General features: G+C 72.5%; 19 protein-coding genes. 14 read left to right on the top strand and 5 right to left on the bottom strand.

Annotation, left to right across the window (positions count from 1 at the left end):
- Window positions 1–170 precede the first annotated feature (170 nt).
- Window positions 171–929, top strand: a complete 759-nt coding sequence (locus AB0J02_RS20855) for a hypothetical protein (protein ID WP_363195205.1) — start codon at window positions 171–173, stop codon at window positions 927–929.
- A 43-nt stretch (window positions 930–972) separates the two neighbouring features.
- Here the strand turns inward: AB0J02_RS20855 and AB0J02_RS20850 are convergent, their stop codons facing one another.
- Complete coding sequence (locus tag AB0J02_RS20850) at window positions 973–2,247, bottom strand: DUF1015 domain-containing protein (RefSeq protein WP_363195182.1); 1,275 nt, start codon at window positions 2,245–2,247, stop codon at window positions 973–975.
- A gap of 71 nt (window positions 2,248–2,318) precedes the next feature.
- On the opposite strand from AB0J02_RS20850, the gene AB0J02_RS20845 reads away from it, so the two are divergent.
- Window positions 2,319–3,371, top strand: coding sequence for an HAD hydrolase-like protein (locus AB0J02_RS20845; RefSeq protein ID WP_363195181.1), 1,053 nt, complete (start codon window positions 2,319–2,321; stop codon window positions 3,369–3,371).
- A 39-nt stretch (window positions 3,372–3,410) separates the two neighbouring features.
- Here the strand turns inward: AB0J02_RS20845 and AB0J02_RS20840 are convergent, their stop codons facing one another.
- Window positions 3,411–4,286 carry a siderophore-interacting protein gene (locus tag AB0J02_RS20840; protein WP_363195180.1) on the bottom strand — a complete coding sequence of 292 codons (876 nt, stop codon included), beginning with the start codon at window positions 4,284–4,286 and terminating at the stop codon, window positions 3,411–3,413.
- 221 nt (window positions 4,287–4,507) lie between these two features.
- On the opposite strand from AB0J02_RS20840, the gene AB0J02_RS20835 reads away from it, so the two are divergent.
- Genes AB0J02_RS20835 through AB0J02_RS20825 form a run of 3 tightly spaced genes read left to right on the top strand, consistent with a single transcriptional unit; the run spans window position 4,508 to window position 7,481 of the window.
- The gene (locus AB0J02_RS20835) at window positions 4,508–5,554 is read left to right on the top strand and encodes an iron chelate uptake ABC transporter family permease subunit (protein WP_363195179.1); all 1,047 of its coding nucleotides are present in this window, start codon (window positions 4,508–4,510) and stop codon (window positions 5,552–5,554) included.
- A complete protein-coding gene (locus AB0J02_RS20830; protein ID WP_363195178.1) occupies window positions 5,551–6,579 on the top strand; it encodes an iron chelate uptake ABC transporter family permease subunit in 1,029 nt (342 codons plus the stop codon). Before AB0J02_RS20835 ends, AB0J02_RS20830 begins: the two co-directional genes overlap by 4 nt.
- Entirely contained in the window at window positions 6,576–7,481 is a 906-nt protein-coding gene (locus AB0J02_RS20825) for an ABC transporter ATP-binding protein (protein ID WP_363195177.1), read from the top strand. The genes AB0J02_RS20830 and AB0J02_RS20825 overlap by 4 nt, the downstream gene beginning before the upstream one ends.
- Here AB0J02_RS20825 and AB0J02_RS20820 read toward each other — a convergent pair.
- Complete coding sequence (locus AB0J02_RS20820) at window positions 7,465–7,812, bottom strand: SCP2 sterol-binding domain-containing protein (RefSeq protein WP_363195176.1); 348 nt, start codon at window positions 7,810–7,812, stop codon at window positions 7,465–7,467. The genes AB0J02_RS20825 and AB0J02_RS20820 overlap by 17 nt on opposite strands.
- 42 nt (window positions 7,813–7,854) lie before the next feature.
- Between AB0J02_RS20820 and AB0J02_RS20815 the strand changes: the two genes are divergently transcribed.
- The 7 genes from AB0J02_RS20815 to AB0J02_RS20785 all read left to right on the top strand — a co-directional run bounded on the left by AB0J02_RS20815 (window position 7,855) and on the right by AB0J02_RS20785 (window position 14,819).
- Window positions 7,855–8,139, top strand: a complete 285-nt coding sequence (locus AB0J02_RS20815; RefSeq protein ID WP_363195175.1) for a hypothetical protein — start codon at window positions 7,855–7,857, stop codon at window positions 8,137–8,139.
- Window positions 8,140–8,146: 7 nt separating this feature from the next.
- Window positions 8,147–8,962 carry a TlyA family RNA methyltransferase gene (locus tag AB0J02_RS20810; RefSeq protein WP_363195174.1) on the top strand — a complete coding sequence of 272 codons (816 nt, stop codon included), beginning with the start codon at window positions 8,147–8,149 and terminating at the stop codon, window positions 8,960–8,962.
- Complete coding sequence (locus AB0J02_RS20805; RefSeq protein ID WP_363195173.1) at window positions 8,959–9,864, top strand: NAD kinase; 906 nt, start codon at window positions 8,959–8,961, stop codon at window positions 9,862–9,864. The genes AB0J02_RS20810 and AB0J02_RS20805 overlap by 4 nt, the downstream gene beginning before the upstream one ends.
- A 58-nt stretch (window positions 9,865–9,922) precedes the next feature.
- On the top strand, window positions 9,923–10,840 hold the full coding sequence (locus tag AB0J02_RS20800; protein WP_363195172.1) for a hypothetical protein: 918 nt from the start codon (window positions 9,923–9,925) through the stop codon (window positions 10,838–10,840).
- 135 nt (window positions 10,841–10,975) lie between these two features.
- Entirely contained in the window at window positions 10,976–12,700 is a 1,725-nt protein-coding gene (recN, locus tag AB0J02_RS20795; RefSeq protein WP_363195204.1) for a DNA repair protein RecN, read from the top strand.
- Window positions 12,701–12,729: 29 nt separating this feature from the next.
- Window positions 12,730–13,560: a hypothetical protein gene (locus AB0J02_RS20790; protein WP_363195171.1), complete on the top strand. Its 831-nt coding sequence runs from the start codon at window positions 12,730–12,732 to the stop codon at window positions 13,558–13,560.
- Window positions 13,561–13,685: 125 nt separating this feature from the next.
- Complete coding sequence (locus AB0J02_RS20785; RefSeq protein ID WP_363195170.1) at window positions 13,686–14,819, top strand: glycosyltransferase family 4 protein; 1,134 nt, start codon at window positions 13,686–13,688, stop codon at window positions 14,817–14,819.
- A gap of 22 nt (window positions 14,820–14,841) precedes the next feature.
- Here the strand turns inward: AB0J02_RS20785 and AB0J02_RS20780 are convergent, their stop codons facing one another.
- Complete coding sequence (locus tag AB0J02_RS20780) at window positions 14,842–16,512, bottom strand: PucR family transcriptional regulator (protein WP_363195169.1); 1,671 nt, start codon at window positions 16,510–16,512, stop codon at window positions 14,842–14,844.
- A 44-nt stretch (window positions 16,513–16,556) separates the two neighbouring features.
- Window positions 16,557–18,359: a glycoside hydrolase family 15 protein gene (locus AB0J02_RS20775; RefSeq protein WP_363195203.1), complete on the bottom strand. Its 1,803-nt coding sequence runs from the start codon at window positions 18,357–18,359 to the stop codon at window positions 16,557–16,559.
- A gap of 586 nt (window positions 18,360–18,945) precedes the next feature.
- Here AB0J02_RS20775 and AB0J02_RS20770 point away from each other — a divergent pair.
- Window positions 18,946–20,661 (top strand): CTP synthase, encoded by a 1,716-nt coding sequence (locus AB0J02_RS20770; protein ID WP_363195168.1) that lies wholly within the window; start codon window positions 18,946–18,948, stop codon window positions 20,659–20,661.
- 94 nt (window positions 20,662–20,755) lie between these two features.
- On the top strand, window positions 20,756–21,391 hold the full coding sequence (locus AB0J02_RS20765) for an NUDIX hydrolase (protein WP_363195167.1): 636 nt from the start codon (window positions 20,756–20,758) through the stop codon (window positions 21,389–21,391).
- Window positions 21,392–21,578: the final 187 nt, after the last annotated feature.

Below are 21,578 nucleotides of genomic sequence, written 5' to 3'. Positions count from 1 at the left end.
ACCGTCCCTCGTACGGTGGCGGTGACCGTGATCGCGATCGTGGTCCGCGCCGTGACGGTGACCGGCCCCCCTTCCGCCGGGACGACCGGCGCGATGACCGTCGGGACGACCGCCGTGGTGGCGGGCGCTACCGCGACGAGCGGGAGCGGGATCGTGAGCCGATCAAGCGGCTGCCGATCCCCGAGGACGTTTCCGGCTTCGAGCTCGACAAGGACGTACTGCAGGAGCTGCAGTCCCTGCCGAAGGGGCTTGCGGAGGACGTCGCCAAGAACCTGGTGATGGTTGCCCGGCTGATCGACGATGACCCTGAGGGTGCTTACGGGTACGCGAAGGTCGCCCTGCGGCTCGCGTCCCGTGTGGCCGCTGTGCGCGAGGCCGCCGGGTTCGCCGCCTACGCGAGCCAGAACTACAGCGAGGCCCTCGCCGAGTTCCGGGCCGCGCGGCGTATGACCGGTCACGTGGAGCTGTGGCCCGTGATGGCCGACTGCGAGCGCGGGCTCGGGCGGCCCGAGAAGGCGCTCGACATGGCCGGGGCGCCCGAGGTGCAGAAGCTCGACAAGGCCGGGCAGGTCGAGATGCGGCTCGTCGCCGCCGGTGCCCGTCGGGACCTGGACCAGTTGGACGCCGCCATCGTCACGCTGCAGAGTCCCGAGCTGGCCTCGAACTCCGTGCAGCCGTGGACCGCGCGGCTGCGGTACGCGTACGCCGACGCGCTGCTGGCCGCCGGGCGCGAGGACGAGGCCCGCGAGTGGTTCGCCAAGGCCGTGGAGTCCGACAAGGACGGCAGCACGGACGCGTCGGACCGGCTGGCCGAGCTGGACGGCGTCGAGTTCGTGGACGCTTTCGACGGTGACGACGCCGATGAGGCTCCGGCGCCGGCCAAGGGCGACGACAAGGACGACGACGAGGACGACGCCGAAGAGAAGTAGGCAGCGGGTGATGTGACGGGCGGGTTCCTTCGGGGCCCGCCCGTCAGTCGTTCGTGAGCGTGCGAAGGACCAGACCCGTGGCCGGCTTCGGGCCGAACGACGTCGACTTGCGGGGCATCGTCACACCCTGACGGGCCAGCTCGCGGACGACTTCCTCGCGGACCGGATGCATGAGGACCGCCGTGCCGCCGTCGTGCCGGGCCTTCTCGACCGTCGCCTCCGTGTCGTGGATGTAGGCGATGTCGGCGGGGGAGTCCTCGGGGATGCCCCAGACATGGCCGAGGAGCGTGGAGTGCAGGACCGTCGCGTCCAATGTCCGCCAGGCCTCCGGCCGGCCCGTCGGGATCGTCCGGGCGAGGAGAGCCGGGTCCGGGCGGTCGAGGAGGTGGTACGTGTCGTCGGCGCCCGTGAGCAGATACGCGTTGCCGAGGTGCGCGGCCTCGGCGAGGGTCTTCAGCACTTGGGGCAGAGTGCCCGGGACTTCTCGTACGCGGAAGTAGGGGGCGGCCGCCGCCAGTGCCTGGTCGACCGGGAGGCGGTTGAGGAGACGGTGGATGGCGCGGACGCGCAGGGGGTAGCGGGCCGTGTCGACGAGGAGGACCAGGCCGTGGTCCCACGGGGTCGGCGACGGATGTTCGGCGCGCAGTCGCAGATAGGTCGCCCAGCGGTGGTGGCCGTCGGCGATCAGGGCCTGGTGGCGGGCCAGGTCGTCATGGACCGTGCGGACGTCCGACGGGTCCGTGAGGGCCCACAGACGGTGGCTGTAGCCGTCCTCGGTGGTCGTGGAGAGGAGCGGGGGGCGTTGGACCGTGTGCTCGACTACGGCTGCCGCGCCCGTCGCGTCGCCGTTTCCCCGGTAGGTCAGCAGGAGGGGTTCGAAGTTCGCCGCCGTGGTGCGCATCAGGCCCGCGCGGTCCGCGACGACGTGCGGCATGACGTCCTCGTGCGGGAGGACCACGCCTTCGGAGGCCTCCGACAGGCGCAGGGCGCCGATGACGCCGCGCTGTAGCAGGTCGCCGTTGCGCTGTTCGTATACGTAGAGGGCCGGTTCGGCGTCGGGTGCGAGGACGCCGTCGGCGAGCCAGCGGTGCAGGGTGGCGGCCGCCTGGTCGTTGCGCGACTGCGGGGACGTGGCCTGCGGGAGGATCAGACGGACGATGTTGTGCGGGTCCGCGCTCTCCAGGTGCAGCAGTCCGTCCGGGCGGACGACGACGTCGTACGGCGGCGAGGTGACGGCCGCGAGATTGCCGATGCGCTCGGGGACGTAACGCACCCCTCGGAACGGGCGCAGATCCAGGCCGTCACCTGCAGTGTTCATCCGTGCATCGTACGAGTGTCAGAGGCTTGGGGGATGATCGGGGGAGTGGGATCGAAGGAAGGCGATACGGAATGAGCCAGAGTGCGAGTGGTACGCGTGACGGGGCGCCACGGGTGCGGCCAGGGAGCAGTACGCGGGCGCTGAGCGAGGCGTACGACACGGCGCTGCTCGACCTGGACGGGGTCGTCTACGCGGGGGGTCATGCCATCGCGCACGCCGTCGAGTCGTTGGCGGACGCCCGGGACGGAGGCATGGGGCTCGCGTACGTCACCAACAACGCGCTGCGCACGCCCGACGCCGTCGCCGAGCATCTGACCGAGCTCGGGATCCCGACCGGGGCGGACGACGTCATCACGTCGGCGCAGGCCGTCGCGCGGCTCATCAGCGAGCAGGTCCCCGAAGGGGCTCGGGTTCTGGTGATCGGCGGGGAAGGGCTCCGGGTCGCGTTGCGGGAGCGGGGGCTCGAGCCGGTCGACTCCGCCGACGACGAGCCGGTAGCGGTCGCGCAGGGGTACGGCGGGCCCGACATGGCGTGGAAGCGGTTCTCCGAGGCCTGTTATGCCATCGCGGCGGGTGTTCCGTGGTTCGCCTCCAACACCGACCTGACGATCCCGAGCGCGCGGGGAATCGCTCCGGGGAACGGGGCGGCGGTCGAGGTCGTCCGAATCGCGACGGGGGCCGAGCCGCAGATCGCGGGCAAGCCGCTGCCGCCGATGCACCGGGAGACCATTCTGCGGACCGGGGCCAAGACGCCGCTGGTCGTGGGGGACCGCCTCGACACGGACATCGAGGGCGCGTTCAACGGTGAGGTGGATTCGCTGCTCGTGCTGACCGGTGTGACGGACGGGGCGCAACTGCTGGCCGCGCCGCCGCAGCACCGGCCCACGTATGTGGACCGCGATCTGCGCGGCATGCTGACCGGGCAGCCGGAGGTGACCGAGGAGCAGAGCGGATTCGGGTGCGGCGGGTGGACCGCCACGGCCGGGGACGAGCGCCTGGAGCTGGAGGGGGACGGCGACGCCGTCGACGGACTGCGGGCGCTGTGCGCCGCCGCCTGGACGGCGGCGGGGGACGGGGCGTGCGAGCTGGACTCGGCGAAGGCGCTGGCGCGGCTGGATCTGTAGTGACGGCGTGGCGGGCGCGCCCCGTGAGGGCGCGCCCGTTCAGGCGGCTTCGCCGGACTGGGCCAGGGCGTCCTCCGAGGTTCCCTGGCGCCAGTACCCCGAGAACTTGACGCGTTTGCGGTCGAAGCCGCGCTCCTTCACCAAATGGCGGCGAACCGACTTCACCATGGACGACTCACCGACTACGAAGGCGTAGGGAGTGCCCTCGGGGAGAGCAGCCGCGCGGATCGCCTCCGGGGTGGTGCCCGAGGCGGTGAGCCAGGTGATGTCCGTGTCCGCGCCTGTGGGAAGGGCCTGGCGGTCCTCCGGCGTGGGCACCTCGATCCAGGCGCGGACGGGGACGGAGCCGGGCAGGTGGGCCAGGATGTTGGCGATGGCCGGCAGCGCCGACGGGTCCGCCGTCAGCAGGATCCAGTCGGTGTCGGCGGGCGGCCTGAACTCGTAGGCCTGGTTGGTGTCGGTGACCGGGGCGAAGACGCCCACCCGGTCGCCGGGGCGCGCCCGCAGGGCCCAGCGGGAGGCCGGGCCTTCGTCGCCGTGCGCCGCGAAGTCGACCGTCAACTCGCCTGCGGGGGCGTCCAGTTCACTAATCGTGTAAGTGCGCATGATGCCGCGCGTCGCGGGGTCCAGGGCCTGCCACGTGGCGTACCACTCGCCGGCGGCGGTTTCCGGTAGGTGCGGGGCCTGCTGCCCCGGCGACGGCAGGAACAGTTTGATGCGCTGGTCGCGGCCGGCCGTCGCCATGCGGGGCATGCCGGGGCCGCCGAAGACCACGCGGACCATGGACGGCGTGAGGCGTTCGACGCGCAGGACGTGCAGGGCGAAGAGGTCGAAGGGGGCCGGGGCCGGTTCCGTGGCGGGCGCGGCGGCAGTGGTCGTGGCGGCGGGCGCGGTGGGGGCGGCTGTCTCTGTCATGTCGTGAGCCTCGGGACTGTGCGTGTCGGAGGGTTTGCCGTTGCCGCACGGGGTGAGCAGTGCACCGGGGCCGAGCGCTTCGCCGGGCGCGAGCAGTGCGCGGCGGGGGCGGCCCGTGACAGGGCAGGAGGCATGGGAGATGCTTCTCTCGGTGCGGCTGGAGCAGCGGGGTGCGGTGCAGCAGGATGTGGCCAATTTGGAGGGTAGGCTAACCTAACCTCGTGTTGGTCGACAGTCCCCCAGAAACGAGCGCGGACACCGCTCCCGCGCCCCCCGGCCGCCGTGCGGCGATACGCACGGCCGGGCTTCTCGCCTCGGCCGTCGTGCTGGTCGCCGTCCTCGTGGCGAGCATTGCCGTCGGTGCCAAACCGCTTGCCCTGGACCAGGTCTGGCACGGGCTGTTCCACGACACGGGTACGTACGCGGACATCGTCGTCGGTGAGCGCGTCTCGCGGACGCTGCTCGGTCTGCTGGCCGGACTCGCGCTCGGCCTCGCCGGCGCCGTCCTTCAGGCACTGACCCGCAACCCGCTGGCCGACCCCGGCATCCTCGGCATCAACATGGGTGCCTCCGCCGCCGTCGTGACCGCCATCAGCTTCTTCGGGGTGACCTCGCTCAGCGGCTACGTGTGGTTCGCCTTCTTCGGCTCCGCCGCGGTCGGCGTGCTCGTGTACGTCCTCGGCGGCACGCGCGGCGCGACGCCGGTGCGGCTGGCCCTCGCCGGCACCGCGATCACCGCGGCCCTGTCCGGCTACCTCTACGCGGTGATGATCACCGACGACGTCGCGCTCAACCGCATGCGGTTCTGGCAGGTCGGCTCGCTGGCCAGCGCCAAGATGGACACGATCCAGCAGGTGCTGCCGTTCATCGCCGTCGGCGCGGTGCTCGCCCTGGGCCTCGCCAGGCCGCTCAACGCGATGGCCATGGGCGACGACACGGCCCGCGCCCTCGGCGCCCACCTCGGCCGGACCCGCGCCCTGAGCATGGCCGCCGCGACCCTGCTGTGCGGCGCCGCCACCGCGGCCTGCGGGCCCATCGTCTTCGTCGGACTGATGGTGCCGCACATCGTGCGCTCGTTCACCGGGCCCGACATGCGCTGGATCCTGCCGTACGCGGCGGTCCTGTCGCCCGTCCTGCTGCTCGGCGCCGACGTCGTCGGCCGGCTCGTGGCGCGCCCCGCGGAGCTCCAGGTCGGCATCGTCACCGCCGTCATCGGCGCGCCGGTCTTCATCGTTCTCGTACGCCGTCGGAAGTTGGCCCAGCTGTGAAGGCGATACGCACCCCGGGCGGGCTCTCCGTACGGCTCCACGTCCGCTCGGCCGTCGTCGTGGCCGTCCTGGTCGTGGCCGCGCTCGCCGCGAGCGTCGTGCTGATCGGCACCGGCGACTTCCCGATCCCGGCCCTCGACGTGCTGCGCACCCTGGCGGGCCACGGCGACGTCGGGCAGGAGTTCATCATCAACGACCTGCGGCTGCCGCGGGTCCTCGTCGGCCTCCTGGTCGGCGGCGCGCTCGGCCTGTCCGGCGCCCTCTTCCAGTCCATCTCGCGCAACCCGCTGGGCAGCCCCGACGTGCTCGGCCTCGGGCAGGGCTCGACCGCGGGCGCGCTCGTGATGATCGTGATCTTCGGCGGCAGCGCCACGCAGGTCGCCCTCGGCGCGCTCGTCGGCGGACTCGTCACCGGCTTCGCGATCTACGTCCTCGCGTGGAAGCGCGGCGTGCACGGCTACCGGCTCGTCCTCGTCGGCATCGGCGTCTCCGCTTTCGTCACCGCCGTCAACGGCTATCTGCTCACCAAGGCCGACTTCGTGGACGCGGCCCGCGCAACCGTGTGGATGACCGGGTCCCTCAACGGCCGCGGCTGGGAGCAGGTGTGGCCGCTGCTGGTCCTGTTCGCCGTGCTCGTCCCGGTCGTCGCCGCGTTCGGGCGTCCGCTGCGCATGCTGGAGATGGGCGACGACGCGGCCGGCGCCCTCGGCATCCGCGTCGAGCGCACCCGGCTGCTGCTGCTCACCGCCTCCGTCTTCCTCACCGCGGCCGCGACCGCCGCGGCGGGACCCGTCACCTTCGTGGCCCTCACCGCCCCGCAGATCGTCCGGCGCCTGACCAAGTCGCCCGGCCCGAACCTGCTGGCCGCCACCTGGATGGGTGCGACGCTGCTGATCGTCGCCGACCTGGTCTCGCAGCGGATGTTCGGCGCGGACCAGCTGCCCGTCGGCGTGGTGACCGGCGTCGTAGGCGGTGCCTATCTGCTGTGGCTCCTTGTCACCGAGCGCAAGGCGGGGCGGATATGAGCACCCGTACGCACACCTCTCAGGGGAACCGGGCGGACCAGCCGCACCAGAACCAAAGGAGCACCGCAGTGAACAGGCTGATAGCCGACGACGTGACCCTCGGATACGACCAGCGCGTCATCGCCGAGAAGCTGTCCGTGGAGATCCCCGACAACTCCTTCACGGTGATCGTCGGCCCGAACGCCTGTGGCAAGTCCACGCTGCTGCGCGCCCTGTCGCGGATGCTCAAGCCGAGCGCGGGCCGGGTCCTGCTCGACGGCAGCGTCATCCAGTCGATGCCCGCCAAGAAGGTCGCCAAGACGCTCGGCCTGCTGCCGCAGTCGTCGGTCGCCCCCGACGGCATCACCGTCGGCGACCTCGTCGCCCGCGGCCGCTACCCGCACCAGGGGCTGCTCCGGCAGTGGTCGCCGGAGGACGAGACGGTCGTACGGGAGTCCATGGAGTCCACCGGCGTCGCCGAACTCGCCGACCGGTACGTCGACGAACTCTCCGGCGGCCAGCGCCAGCGCGTGTGGATCGCCATGGCGCTCGCCCAGCAGACGCCGCTGCTGCTGCTCGACGAGCCGACGACCTTCCTCGACATCCAGCACCAGATCGACGTGCTCGACCTCTGCGCGGAGCTGCACGAGGAGCAGGGGCGCACGCTCGTCGCCGTCCTGCACGACCTCAACCACGCCGCCCGGTACGCCACCCACCTCATCGCGCTGCGCGGCGGCGAGATCATCGCCGAGGGCGCGCCGAAGGACATCGTCACCGCCGACCTCGTCGAGCGCCTCTTCGGGATGAAATGCCAGGTCATCGACGACCCGGAGACGGGGACCCCGCTGGTCGTGCCGGCGGCGCGCAAGGCGCGGCAGCAGACCCACGCGAAGGCCCCGGACGTGGCTAAAGCAGCGTCCTGAGGCGCAGCAGGTCGCGGAACGAGGCCTCCAGCCCGACCCGGCCGGTGGCCCAGGCCTTCGCGAAGTTCAGCCGGCCGTTCACCATCGCCACCAGGTCGTCGCCCGTCATCGAGAGGCGGATCTGCGCCTTCTCGGCGGGCGGCCCGGGGCGGGTGTCGAGCACCGTGATCCGGCCGTTCTCGAGGCGGCCGGAAAACGTCACGTCCAGGTCCGTGATCCGGCAGCTCAGCGAGCGGTCGAGCGCCACGGCGGACCGGACGTCCCCGCTCGCGCCCGCCATGTTGTCCGAGAGTTTGTCGAGCGCCGTGCGGCACTCCTCCGTAGTGGCCATCGTGATCGACGGTACACCGGGCTTCCGGGGTAGCGTCTTGGCATGAGTGAGACTCCCGCCGAAGCGGAGGCCGAGGCCGCACCCGGGGCTCCGGCTCCCGGCGAACCGTCGTACGAGCCCGCGGCCCCCGCTCCCCTCGGCATCGAGCGCACCCTCACGGGCAACGCCGACGTGGACGCGCAGCTGGAGCGGCTCGGCGATGTGGACCACCTCGCGGCGGACGGACACGTCGAGGTGTACGAGGATGTACACCAGGGGCTGCGGACCGCGCTGACCGCGCTGGACGCCGCGCCCCGACCGTCGTCCCCGTATGAGCACAGGAGCTGAACCGACCGTGGCAGGTGTGACACGTCGCCGCCTCGACGCCGAACTCGTCAACCGCAAGCTGGCCCGCTCGCGGGAGCATGCCAGCCAGCTGATCGCCGCGGGGCGGGTCAGCGTCAGCAAGATCGTCGCGACCAAGTCCGCGACACAGGTGGACACGGGTGTGTCGATCGTCGTCGCCTCGGACGACAGCGATCCCGAGTACGTCTCGCGCGGCGGGCACAAGCTGGCGGGCGCGCTGGCCGCGTTCGCTCCGCAGGGGCTCGTGGTGCAGGGGCGGCGGGCGCTGGACGCCGGGGCGTCGACCGGTGGCTTCACCGACGTCCTGCTGCGGGCCGGTGTCGCGCACGTCGTCGCCGTCGACGTGGGGTACGGGCAACTCGCCTGGTCCCTGCAGAGCGATGAACGCGTCACCGTCAAGGACCGTACGAACGTACGCGAGTTGACGCTGGAGGCGATCGATGACGTACCCGTGGACGTGGTGGTCGGGGACCTTTCCTTCATCCCGCTGGGCCTTGTGCTGCCTGCCCTCGCGCGGTGCGCGGCGCCCGACGCGGACCTCGTGCTGATGGTCAAGCCGCAGTTCGAGGTCGGCAAGGAGCGGCTCGGCAGCGGAGGCGTCGTGCGCAGCCCCGAACTGCGGGCCGAGGCCGTGCGGGGCGTGGCCGCGCAGGCGTTCAGGCTGGGGCTCGGTGTGCGGGGCGTCACCGCGAGCCCGCTGCCCGGGCCCTCCGGGAATGTCGAGTACTTTCTGTGGCTGCGTGCCGGGGCGCCCGAACTCGACCCGGCCGACGTTGACCGTGCAGTGGCGGAGGGGCCGCGTTGACACAGAGCCGAGCTCGTACTGTTTTCCTGCTCGCGCACACCGGGCGGCCCGCGGCCATCCGCAGCGCCGAACTCGTCGTCCAGGGGCTGCTGCGCAGCGGCCTCGGGGTGCGGGTGCTGGCCTCGGAGGCGGCCGATCTGCCGCTGCCGCCCTCCGTGGAACTGGTGAAGGAGGCCACGCCGGCCTGCCTCGACGGATGCGAGCTGCTCATCGTCCTCGGCGGCGACGGGACGCTGCTGCGCGGCGCCGAGTTCGCCCGGGCCTCGGGGGTGCCGATGCTCGGCGTGAACCTGGGCCGCGTCGGCTTCCTGGCGGAGGCCGAGCGCGACGACCTGGACAAGGTCGTCGACCGGGTCGTCACCAAGGAGTACGAGGTCGAGGAGCGCATGACGATCGACGTCGCCGTGCACCGCAACGGAGACGTCGTGCACCGCGACTGGGCGCTGAACGAGGCCGCCGTGCAGAAGACCGAGCCCGAGCGGATGCTGGAGGTCGTCCTGGAGATCGACGGCCGGCCCGTCACCGGGTTCGGCTGCGACGGGATCGTGTGCGCGACGCCCACCGGGTCGACGGCGTACGCGTTCTCGGCCGGCGGGCCCGTGGTGTGGCCCGAGGTCGAGGCGCTGCTGATGGTGCCGATCAGCGCGCACGCGCTGTTCGCGAAGCCGCTGGTCACCTCGCCGGACTCGGTGCTCGCCGTCGAGGTCCAGCCGCACACGCCGCACGGCGTGCTGTGGTGCGACGGGCGGCGGACCGTGGAGCTGCCGGCCGGGGCGCGGGTGGAGGTACGCCGTGGCGCTGTGCCGGTGCGGCTCGCCCGGCTGCACCACGCGGTGTTCACCGACCGTCTGGTGGCCAAGTTCGCGCTGCCGGTGGCCGGGTGGCGCGGGGCGCCGAACTAGCCCGGCCGCAAGGGCTCGTCAGGGGCCGTTGTCAGAGGCGTGTGCCAGAGTCCCGCTCATGCTCGAGATCGTGGTGACGACAGAGAACCGGCAGCGGCATGTCCGCCCGTCCGCCGAGGCGTTGGACGGGCTGGTCCGGCGTATCGGGGGTGACGGCGACCGGTTCCTCGTGGTGCAGCCGATACCCGACCTGCCGGACGTCTTCGCCCAGGTCTGGCACGAGAGCGGCGGGGACTACACCCTGGAGCGCCGGGACGGGTCCGCCGACCGGCACTTCCAGGCGGGGGTCGGCAGCCCGGAGACCGTGAGCGCGGCGTTGACCGGCTGGGCCCGCCGGGAGCCGGGCCGGGACGCCGGGCCGGCCTGGAGCCTGCTGGACATGGGGCCCGCCCGCGAGGTGCCGCCGCTCGACCTCGACACGGGCGAGCGCGAGGAGTGGGAGGAGCACGTCCGCGAACTCCTCACCGGCGGCTACGCCACCCGGGCCGAACTGACCGAGGCCGCCGAGGACGGCCTGGTCACCGAGGACCGCAGACCCGTCTCACGCATTCAGGCGGAGGCGCTCGCCGACCGGATGTGGCTGGAGCGCGTCGCCGAGCAGGGGCGGTGGGAAGGGGAGACCGACCCCGAGCGCCTCGCCCGGGCCTTCGCCGCGCTGGAGGAGTCCGGCATCACCGCCCGGGAGAACTTCGCCTGCTGCCGCTCCTGCGGCGACACCGAGATCGGCGCCGAGGCGGCGCCCACCGCCCGCGGCTACGTCTACTTCCACAGCCAGTGCACCGGCTCCGCCACCGCGGGCCACGGCCTGATGCTCCTGTACGGCGGATTCGACGGCTCGGAGGAGACCACGGGCGCCGTCGGCCGCGAAGTGGTCGCCGCACTCGACGCCGTCGGCCTGCCGACCGTCTGGGACGGCGACCCCGGCCGCGCCGTCCATGTCACCCCACTGGACTGGCGGCGCCGTCTGATCGGCTGAGCGGCCGGGCCGCCACCCCCGCGGGTGACAGAGCCCTCCACGGGCCCCGCGCCACCTGCCGATTCGGTCCGCTGGGCCGGGGCCCGTCGCACAGACGGTCCCCGACCTCGTAAGGTCGTGTCCGTGTTGGAGGAGATGCGGATACGGTCGCTCGGAGTCATCGACGACGCGGTGGTCGAGCTGTCACCCGGATTCACGGCGGTGACGGGCGAGACCGGCGCGGGCAAGACGATGGTCGTCACGAGCCTCGGGCTGCTGCTCGGTGGGCGGGCCGACCCCGCGCTCGTGCGGATCGGCGCGAAGAACGCGGTGGTGGAGGGGCGCGTCGCCGTGCCCGCCGGTTCGAATGCGCTGGCGCGCGCCGAGGAGGCCGGCGCCGAACTGGACGACGGGGTGCTGCTCGTCAGCCGTACCGTTTCGGCCGAGGGGCGCTCGCGGGCCCATCTGGGCGGCAGATCCGTGCCGGTGGGAGTCCTCGCCGAGCTGGCCGACGAACTCGTCGCCGTGCACGGCCAGACCGACCAGCAGGGACTGCTGAAGCTCGGCAGACAGCGCCAGGCGCTCGACCGGTACGCCGGGGACGCCGTCGCGGTGCCGCTCGCCGAGTACGCGACCGTGTACAAGCGCCTGAAGGCCGTCGGCGCCGAGCTGGACGAGATCACCACGCGCGCCCGGGAGCGGGCCCAGGAGGCGGATCTGCTGCGCTTCGGGCTCGACGAGATCGCCGCGGTCGAGCCGCGCGCCGGTGAGGACGTCGAGCTGGCCGAGGAGGCCTCGCGGCTCGGGCACGCGGAGGCGCTCGCCTCGGCCGCCGCGACCGCGCACGCCGCGCTCGCCGGGAACCCCGAGGACCCGGAGGGCGTCGACGCCACGACCCTGGTCGGCGGCGCGAACCGGGCCCTGGACGCCGTACGGGCCCACGATCCGGCCCTGGCCACGCTCGCCGAGCGGATCGGTGAGGTGCAGATCCTGCTCACCGATGTCGCCGCCGAACTCGCCGGGTACGCCGACGACCTGGACGCCGACCCGCTGCGGCTCTCGGCCGTCGAGGAGCGGCGGGCCGCGCTCACGCAACTGACCCGCAAGTACGGCGAGGACGTCACGGGCGTGCTCGGCTGGGCCGAGGCGAGCGCCGCGCGGCTGCTCGAACTCGACGGCGACGACGAGCGGATCGACGAGCTGGCCGCCGAACGTGACGCGCTGAGCCGTGAACTCGGCGTACTGGCGCAGGAATTGACGAACGCCCGGACCGAGGCCGCCTCCCGGTTCGCGGCCGCCGTCACGGCCGAACTGGCCTCGCTCGCCATGCCGCACGCCCGCGTCTCCTTCGACATCCGGCAGAACGAGACCGACGCGGGCGACGGCGTCGAGATCGACGGCCGGAGCGTGGTCTGCGGACCCAGCGGTGTCGACGAGGTCGAGCTGCTGCTCGCGCCGCACCCCGGGGCGCCGCCCCGCCCCATCGCCAAGGGCGCGTCCGGCGGTGAGCTGTCCCGGGTGATGCTCGCGGTGGAGGTCGTCTTCGCGGGCACCGATCCCGTTCCCACGTACCTCTTCGACGAGGTCGACGCCGGTGTCGGCGGCAAGGCGGCCGTCGAGATCGGCCGGCGCCTCGCCAAACTCGCCAAGTCCGCGCAGGTCGTGGTCGTCACGCACCTGCCGCAGGTCGCGGCCTTCGCCGACCGGCAGCTGCTGGTCGAGAAGACGAACGACGGGACCGTGACGCGCTCCGGTGTCACCGTGCTCGAAGGCGAGGACCGCGTACGGGAGTTGTCGCGGATGCTCGCGGGCCAGGAGGACTCGGAGACGGCGCGGGCCCACGCGGAAGAGCTCCTGGAGACGGCTCGGTCCGATGCCTGAGGCGCAGGCCGGAGCCCTGGGGTGACCGCATGATCGACGTCACCCGCACCCTCCGTTCCGCCGTCCTGGCAGCCGGCGTCACCCGCGCCGCACGCACCGCCTTGCGCCGTACGAAGCCGGGTGGCGCGGAGCTGTGGGAGCGGACGAACCACGCCGGCCGCCCGGTCGATCTGTGCTCCGGGCCCGCCGTCACGGTGGGTGTCGCGGCGGGCGCGCTCGCCGCGGAGCCGGGCACAAGGGCGGCGGCCCTCGTCGCCACGCTCGCGGGCGGAGCCTGTGGCGCCTACGACGACGTGGCCGGGGCGGGCGATCCGCGGCGCGGCTTCCGGGCGCACCTCGGGGCGCTGCGCGACGGCGAACTCAGCAGCGGCGCCGTGAAGTTGTTCGGCATGTCGGCGGCCGGGCTCGTCGCGGGCGCGCTGCTGAAGGAGCGCGGTGTCGACAAGGTGCTCGCCGGTGTCGTCGTCGCGGGCACGGCGCATCTCATCAACCTCGTGGACGTACGCCCCGGCCGGGCGGCGCAGGCCGCGCTCGCCCTGGGCGCCGCCGGGCTGCTGCGCGGGTCGCTCGCGGCCGCGCCGATGGGGGCCGCCGCGGCCGTGCTCCCCGACGATCTCGCCGAGCACGGCATGCTCGGCGACTGCGGCGCACACGCCCTGGGTGCCGCGCTCGGCGTGGCGATCGTCGCGGGCAACGGGAGGGCCGGGCTCGCCGCGCACGCCGCCGGTATCGTGGCGGCGGTCGCCTGCGGGGAGCACGTGAGCGCGTGGGCCCGCAAGGATCTGCCCCAGGTCCTGGAGCAGGTCCTGGAGCAGGTCCGCCAGCAGGGCGTGCGGCAGGCGGACGACTCACCCATGTGAGTGGTCCGGTGCGCCGTGTTGCCCATGGCCGCGCGGTGGGGGACCGTGACCGGTGCCGGAACGTGCGTACGGGCTGGCATCCTTGGCCGAGACCGTTCGAACCGACCCCTCAGGAGCCCCGCCGCGTGAGCCACGTGAGCAGCCACTCAGCGCACGGACAGTCGCCGCTGCGCACCGTGCAGGTGCTGGGTGGCGGCAGTGCGGGCAGCAGCGCCCATGTCCGGTCGCTGGCCGCCGGGTTGGTGGCCCGCGGGGTGCGGGTCACCGTGTGCGCGCCGTCCGAGGCCGAGCGGGCGTACGGATTCGGCGACGTCGGCGCCCACCATCTCGCGGTGCCGCGCAGCAGCGACCCGGCGTCCGTCGCCGCGCTCCGCGTGGCCTGTGCCGACGCCGACCTGGTGCACGCGCACGGGCTGCACGCGGCGCTGCGCGCCTCCCTCGCGCTCAGCGGCCGCCGCGTCCCGCTCGTCGTCACCTGGCACACCCGCGGTTACGCCGAAGGGGCCCGCTCCCACCTGCTGCGGATCCTTGAGCGGCGCGTCGCCAGGGCCGCGTCCGTGGTCCTCGGCACCTCCTCCGACCTGGTCGACCGGGCCAGAGCGCGCGGCGCCCGCGACGCCCGGCTCGCCGCGGTCTCCTTCCCGCCGCCGCGCCGCGCCGCGCGCACCGACGACGAGGACGCCGAGCGCTCCCGCCTCAAGACCCGGGCCGAACTCGGCGCCCTGGGCCGCCCGTTGCTGATGGCCGTGGGCAGTCTGGAGCGGCACCGGGGCTACGACGTCCTGCTCGACGCCGCCCACGCCTGGCTCGGCCTCGACCCGGCGCCGCTGCTCGTCATCGCCGGGGAAGGGCCCGAACGGGCCGCGCTCCAGCGGCGTATCGAGACCGAGGGGCTGCCCGTGCGGCTCGCGGGCCGGCGCGACGACGTCTCCGAACTGCTGCCGGCCGCCGACCTCGCGCTGCTCCCCAGCGGCTGGGAGTCGCGTTCGCTGCTCGCGCAGGAGGCGCTGCACGCACGGGTGCCGCTGGTCGCGACCGACGTCGGCGGCATCCCCGAACTTGTCGGAGAGGGCGCCGAGTTGGTGCCGTACGGGGACGCCCCGGCGCTGGCCCGGGCGGTCGAGCGGCTGCTCTCCGACCCCGGCCGCCGCGCGGAACTCAAGGACCGGGGCAGTGCGCAGGCCGCGTCCTGGCCGACCGAGGACGCCACCATCGCGCAAGTCCTCAGCGTCTACGATGAGTTGACCGGCGTGTTCTGAGCCTTCCGCGTCGCGGCCGGGTCTACGGCACGTGGCGGCGGGCCCGCAGCGCGAGACTCAGCGCGAGCACGGTCTGCGGATCGTCGAGGTCCGTGCCGAGCAACTCCCCTATACGGGCCAGGCGGTTGTAGAGGGTCTGCCGGTTCAGATGCAGCTCGCGTGCCGTCTCCGCCTTGCGTCCCGCGTGCGCCAGATAGGTCTGGAGCGTGGGCAGCAGGGGCGGCTTCGAGCGCTTGTCGTGGTCCCGCAGCGGACCGATGGCCCGCTCCACGAAAGCCGACAGAGCCCCTTCGTCGTGGCAGTGCAGCCGCCACAGCAGCAGATCGATGTCCAGGCGCCGCGCGTCGTACCAGGCCCTGTCGTCGAGCCCCTGCGCCGCCGTCGCCGTCTCCGCAGCGTGCCGCAGACCTGCCGCCGCGGCGGCCCAGCTCCCCGCCCCGCCGACCACCACGACCGGCGCCTTGGCACCCGTCCGCTGCATCCCGGCCCGCTCCACCCCGGTCCGCAGCGCCGTCGCGACCCGCTCGGCGACCGCCGTGCGCTCCGACTCCGAGCGCAGGCCGAGCAGCAGCGGCACCCGCCCTTCGACGGGCCGTACGCCCAGCAGGACCGGCACGCCGACCGAGGCCAGCTCCTCCGACACGGCCCGCGCGAGCACCGCCCAGCCGCCGCCGGGGGAGAGGCCCACCGTCCCGGCCGACGCCTCCGGCAGCCGCATCACCACCGGGAGCAGCGGCCCCTGGCCGGTGGGCTTGAAGCCGAGGACCCGGGCCTGCGCCGGGGCGTCCTCCGGGGTGATCCGGCCCTCCGCGAGATCGGTGAGGAAGTCGCCGCGCCCGCGCGCCGCCAGCTCCTCCTCCTGCCGGGCCTGCATCAGCACCACGGCGAGCGACCCGGCGGCCCGCTCCGCCGCGATCCGGTGCACCGGCGCGAGCGGCGCCGTCACCGGCAGCAGCACGAGCCGCGCCCGTACCGAACCGGCCCCGGGACCGCCGCCGGGCACGTCCACGAGCACGGCTCCGCCCGGCGGCTCGTCCTTGTGGGTGGCGCGCATGCCCTCCCAGACCTGCAGCGGATCGGCGATGTCGGCGGCCACGCCGGCCGCGTACAGGAGCTGCCCGTCGGCGGTCTCCAGGAAGGCCGGGTTGCCGCTGAACTCGGCGAGGATGCGCAGTACTTGAGGAACGCCACCGCCGCCGAGCAGGGCCTCGGTGCACCGGCGGTGCACTTCCTCGGCCCGCTGGAGCAGCGCGTAGTGCCCGTTGACGATCTCGGTGTGGATCTCCTCGGTGACCGTCACGAACGGCACCTCGCGGTGCAGCTGCACCAGCGGCAGGCCCGCCGCCCGCGCGGTCTCCACGAGCGCCGCGGGCAGCCGCGCGAACCGCTGCCCGAGCTCGATCACCAGCGCCGCGATGCCCCGGTCGGCCAGCTTGCGCACGAAGGCCCGCTGCTCGGCGGGGCGCGTCCCGATGCCGTACCCCGTGGTCAGCAGCAGTTCACCGCCCTTGAGCAGCGACGCGATGTTCGGCACCTCGCCCGCGTGCACCCAGCGCACCGTCCGCCGCAGCCGGTCCCCGCCCGCCACCACCTCGGGCAGCCCGCTGCGCAGCCCCGGCAGCTCCAGTGCGCGCTGCACGGTGATGCCGCCGGGGGTGCTCTGCGGGGCCGACGGGGTGAGGGAGCTGTCCATGGAGCGGACGGTACCGGCGGGTGCGCCCCGCCGGCATTCCGGGGTCAGCCGCTGTACGCCCCCGAGGAGGTCAGCCGCAGTGCCGTGTCGATCAGCGGCACGTGGCTGAACGCCTGCGGGAAGTTGCCGACCTGACGCTGCAGGTGCGGGTCCCACTCCTCGGCGAGCAACCCCAGGTCGTTGCGGAGGGCGAGCAGCTTCTCGAAGAGCCTGCGGGCCTCGTCGACCCGGCCGATCATCGCCAGGTCGTCCGCCATCCAGAACGAGCAGGCGAGGAACGCGCCCTCGTCGCCCGGCAGCCCGTCGACGCCGGAGTCCTCGCCGTCCGTCGGGTAGCGCAGGATGAACCCGTCGGTCGTCGACAGCTCCCGCTGGATCGCCTCGATGGTCCCGATGACCCGCTTGTCGTCCGGCGGGAGGAAGCCCATCTGCGGGATCAGGAGCAGCGACGCGTCGAGCTCCTTGCTGCCGTAGGACTGCGTGAAGGTGTTGCGCTCCGGGTCGTAGCCCCGTTCGCACACGTCCCGGTGGATGTCGTCGCGCAGTTCGCGCCACTTCTCCAGCGGGCCGTCCGCGTCACCGGACTCGATGAGCTTGATGGTGCGGTCCACGGCCACCCACGCCATGACCTTCGAGTGCACGAAGTGCCGGCGCGGCCCGCGCACCTCCCAGATGCCCTCGTCCGGCTCGTCCCAGTGGTCCTCCAGGTACTGGATGAGCCGCAGCTGCAGCAGCGAGGCGTAGTCGTTGCGCGCGAGCCCCGTCATGTGCGCGAGGTGCAGCGCCTCGGTCACCTCGCCGTACACGTCGAGCTGGAGCTGGTGCGCCGCCCCGTTGCCGACCCGCACCGGCGCCGAGTTCTCGTAGCCGGGCAGCCAGTCGAGCTCCGCCTCGCCCAGCTCCCGCTCGCCCGCGATGCCGTACATGATCTGCAGGTTCTCCGGGTCGCCCGCCACGGCCCGCAGCAGCCACTCGCGCCAGGCGCGGGCCTCCTCGCGGTAGCCGGTGCGCAGCAGTGACGACAGCGTGATCGCCGCGTCCCGCAGCCACGTGTACCGGTAGTCCCAGTTGCGTACGCCGCCGATCTCCTCCGGCAGCGAGGTGGTGGGCGCGGCCACGATGCCCCCGGTCGGCGCGTACGTCAGCGCCTTCAGGGTGATCAGGGAGCGCACGACGGCCTCGCGGTAGGGGCCGTGGTACGTGCAGTGCTCGACCCACTCGCGCCAGAAGTCCTGCGTCGCCGCGAGGGCGCCCTGCGGGTCCGGCAGCGGCGGCTGGTCCTTGTGCGAGGGCTGCCACTGGATGGTGAACGCGACCCGTTCGCCGGGCGCCACCGTGAAGTCCGAGTACGTCGTCAGGTCCTTGCCGTACGTCTCGGTCTCCGAGTCCAGCCACACGGAGTCCGGACCGGCCACCGCGACCGTGCGCCCGTCCACTTTGTGCACCCACGGGGTGATACGCCCGTACGAGAAACGCATCCGCAGCGCCGAGCGCATCGGGACGCGCCCGCTGATGCCCTCCACGATCCGGGTCAGCTGGGGCGCGCCGTCACGCGGCGGCATGAAGTCCGTGATGCGGACCGTGCCGCGCGGGGTGTCCCACTCGGATTCGAGAATCAGCGAATCGCCGACGTAGGTGCGCCGCGCCGCGGTCGGCGGCTGTGTATCGGCCGTATGCGCGGGGCCGAGGCGCCAGAAGCCGTGGTCCTCGGTGCCGAGCAGCCCGGCGAAAATGGCATGCGAGTCGAAGCGGGGCAGGCACAGCCAGTCGACTGTGCCGTCCCGGCAGACCAGGGCAGCGGTCTGCATGTCTCCGATAAGTGCGTAATCCTCGATGCGCCCGGCCACGTGCATCTCCAGTCGAACGGCCACGTACGCCCTTTGACTGCTGTGGAGCGTCGAGGGGCGATCGCAATGCGGTCTCAGCGGTCAACGGTCTAGATCGGTCAACGATCAACGGTAAGGCAACGGTAAGGAGAGTCGACGATCGTCTTGATACGCCGTCGGGATGGGTCGTTGTCAAACGAACTGACGAGCCGGTTGTTCCGGCAGAGACACCGGCGATCGGATCTCGCGCTCCGGTGAACGGTCGGGAACGGACAGGGGTGGTGCCGTTGTGGTGCCGTTTTCCTGATGTGACTCGCCAGCCGCATGGTCCGAGCAGGATACGTCGCCCCCAAGTGATCCGCGTGCCGCTCCTGGCAACGCGCCTGCGCCGAACGGGTGAGCGCCCCGTGATGAAGTCGTGTGCTCGTGGTGACACGTGTGCGGAGCGTGGCCGGAAGCACCCTCGTCCCGTCGCTGATACCCTGGTAGCCCGTGAGCCGGTGGTCCCAGAACCCCCGAACCGCAGCGACGGCGCCTCCCCCGAAAGTCCGGAGAGCACGCCGGTACGCACCCTCCAGACCGCGACCACGGGAGCCCCCTCTTGGCCATGACGCCCAAATCCACGACGACCAAGCACATCTTCGTCACCGGGGGTGTCGCCTCCTCCCTCGGCAAGGGCCTCACGGCCTCCAGCCTCGGGATGTTGCTCAAGGCACGGGGCCTCCGCGTCGTCATGCAGAAGCTCGACCCGTACCTGAACGTCGACCCCGGCACGATGAACCCCTTCCAGCACGGCGAGGTGTTCGTCACGAACGACGGCGCCGAGACCGACCTGGACATCGGCCACTACGAGCGTTTCCTCGACGTCGACCTCGACGGCTCGGCCAACGTCACCACCGGCCAGGTCTACTCGCAGGTCATCGCCAAGGAGCGGCGCGGCGAGTACCTCGGCGACACCGTCCAGGTCATCCCGCACATCACGAACGAGATCAAGCACCGCATCCGCCGGATGGCGACGTCCTCCGACGCTGTCGATGTAGTGATCACCGAGGTCGGCGGCACCGTCGGCGACATCGAGTCGCTGCCCTTCCTGGAGACCGTCCGCCAGGTCCGCCACGAGGTCGGCCGGGACAACGTGTTCGTGGTCCACATCTCGCTGCTGCCCTACATCGGCCCCTCCGGGGAGCTGAAGACCAAGCCCACCCAGCACTCGGTGGCCGCCCTGCGCAACATCGGTATCCAGCCGGACGCCATCGTGCTGCGCTGCGACCGCGAGGTGCCGACCGCCATCAAGCGCAAGATCAGCCTGATGTGCGACGTCGACGAGGACGCCGTCGTGGCCTGCCCGGACGCCCGCTCGATCTACGACATCCCGAAGGTCGTGCACACCGAGGGGCTCGACGCGTACGTCGTCCGCAAGCTGGACCTGCCGTTCCGCGACGTGGACTGGACGACCTGGGACGACCTGCTCGACCGCGTCCACAACCCCGACCACGAGATCGTCATGGCCCTGGTCGGCAAGTACATCGACCTGCCCGACGCGTACCTGTCGGTGACCGAGGCGCTGCGCGCCGGCGGCTTCGCCAACAAGGCCCGCGTCAAGATCAAGTGGGTCACGTCGGACGACTGCAAGACCCCGGCCGGCGCCGCCAAGCAGCTCGCCGACGCCGACGCGATCTGCATCCCCGGTGGCTTCGGCGACCGCGGTGTGTCCGGCAAGGTCGGCGCGATCCAGTTCGCCCGCGAGAACAAGATCCCGCTGCTCGGCCTCTGCCTGGGCCTGCAGTGCATCGTGATCGAGGCCGCGCGGAACCTGGCCGACATCCCCGACGCCAACTCCACCGAGTTCGACGCCGCCACCGGCCACCCGGTGATCTCCACCATGGCCGAGCAGCTCGACATCGTCGCCGGTGAGGGCGACATGGGCGGCACCATGCGGCTCGGCATGTACCCGGCCAAGCTCGCCGAGGGCTCCATCGCCCGTGAGGTGTACGACGACAAGGAGTACGTCGAGGAGCGCCACCGTCACCGCTACGAGGTGAACAACGCCTACCGCTCGGAGCTGGAGAAGAAGGCCGGTCTGCAGTTCTCCGGTCTCTCCCCGGACGGCAAGCTCGTCGAGTACGTCGAGTACCCGCGCGAGGTCCACCCGTACCTGGTCGCCACCCAGGCGCACCCGGAGCTGCGCTCGCGCCCGACGCGTCCGCACCCGCTGTTCGCCGGTCTGGTGAAGGCCGCCGTCGAGCGCAAGGTGGCCGCAGCCGCGGGTGCCGCGGGTTCCGCGGGTTCCGAGGGCACCGCGGGGGCGAAGAAGGCCAAGTAAGGCTTGTCACACAAGCGATGTACGGTTACCGGGGTGCGTGCCTTATGTGGCACGTGCCCCGGTTTCTTTTTTGTGCGTGGGAGGACGTGTCGACATGACGACGATCAAGGACACCGCCGAGAAGTGGGAGGTCCGGGCCACCGAGACCCCCTTCGTCGGGAACAAGACCTCCGTGCGCACGGATGACGTCGTCATGCCCGACGGGTCGGTGGCGCGCCGCGACTACCAGGTCCACCCCGGCTCCGTGGCCATCCTCGCCCTGGACGACCAGGAGCGGGTCCTCGTCCTGAAGCAGTACCGCCACCCCGTCTCCATGAAGCTCTGGGAGATCCCGGCCGGCCTCCTCGACATCCCCGGCGAGAACCCGCTGCACGCCGCGCAGCGCGAGCTGTACGAGGAGGCGCACGTCAAGGCCGAGGACTGGCGCGTCCTCACCGACGTCTACACGACGCCGGGCGGCTGCTCCGAGGCCGTGCGCATCTTCCTCGCACGGGACCTCTCCGAGGCGGAGGGCGACCGCTTCGAGGTGGAGGACGAAGAGGCCGACATGGAGCTGGCGCGAGTGCCGCTGGCGGACCTCGTCCAGGGGGTGCTCGCCGGTGACCTGCACAACAACTGCCTTGTGGTGGGCGCGCTTTCGCTGAGCGCCGTGCTCGCGGGGAGTGCGGGCGGGGTCGACGGGCTGCGCCCCGCTGAGGCGGAGTGGCCCGCGCGGCCGTTCGAGGTGTAGCGCCCCGCGTCCGCCAAGTCCGGTTTCGTCTGCGCCCCCGGTCCGGTGGGGCCGCGGCGGAACGGAACGTGGCAGATGCCACGCCGATGCGACGATCCGCTGATCCGATCAGGGGACCTACGCGCGCCGCCCGCCAAGGACGAAGCCGCCCCCTGAACTAGGCTCGGACCGCCCCTGCCGACCCCCG

It is taken from the genome of Streptomyces sp. NPDC050264 (assembly GCF_040655895.1).
In the GTDB taxonomy this organism is placed as follows: domain Bacteria; phylum Actinomycetota; class Actinomycetes; order Streptomycetales; family Streptomycetaceae; genus Streptomyces.
The sequence above is the reverse complement of the archived record's forward strand: the minus strand, read 5'-3'. Positions and strand labels throughout refer to the sequence as shown.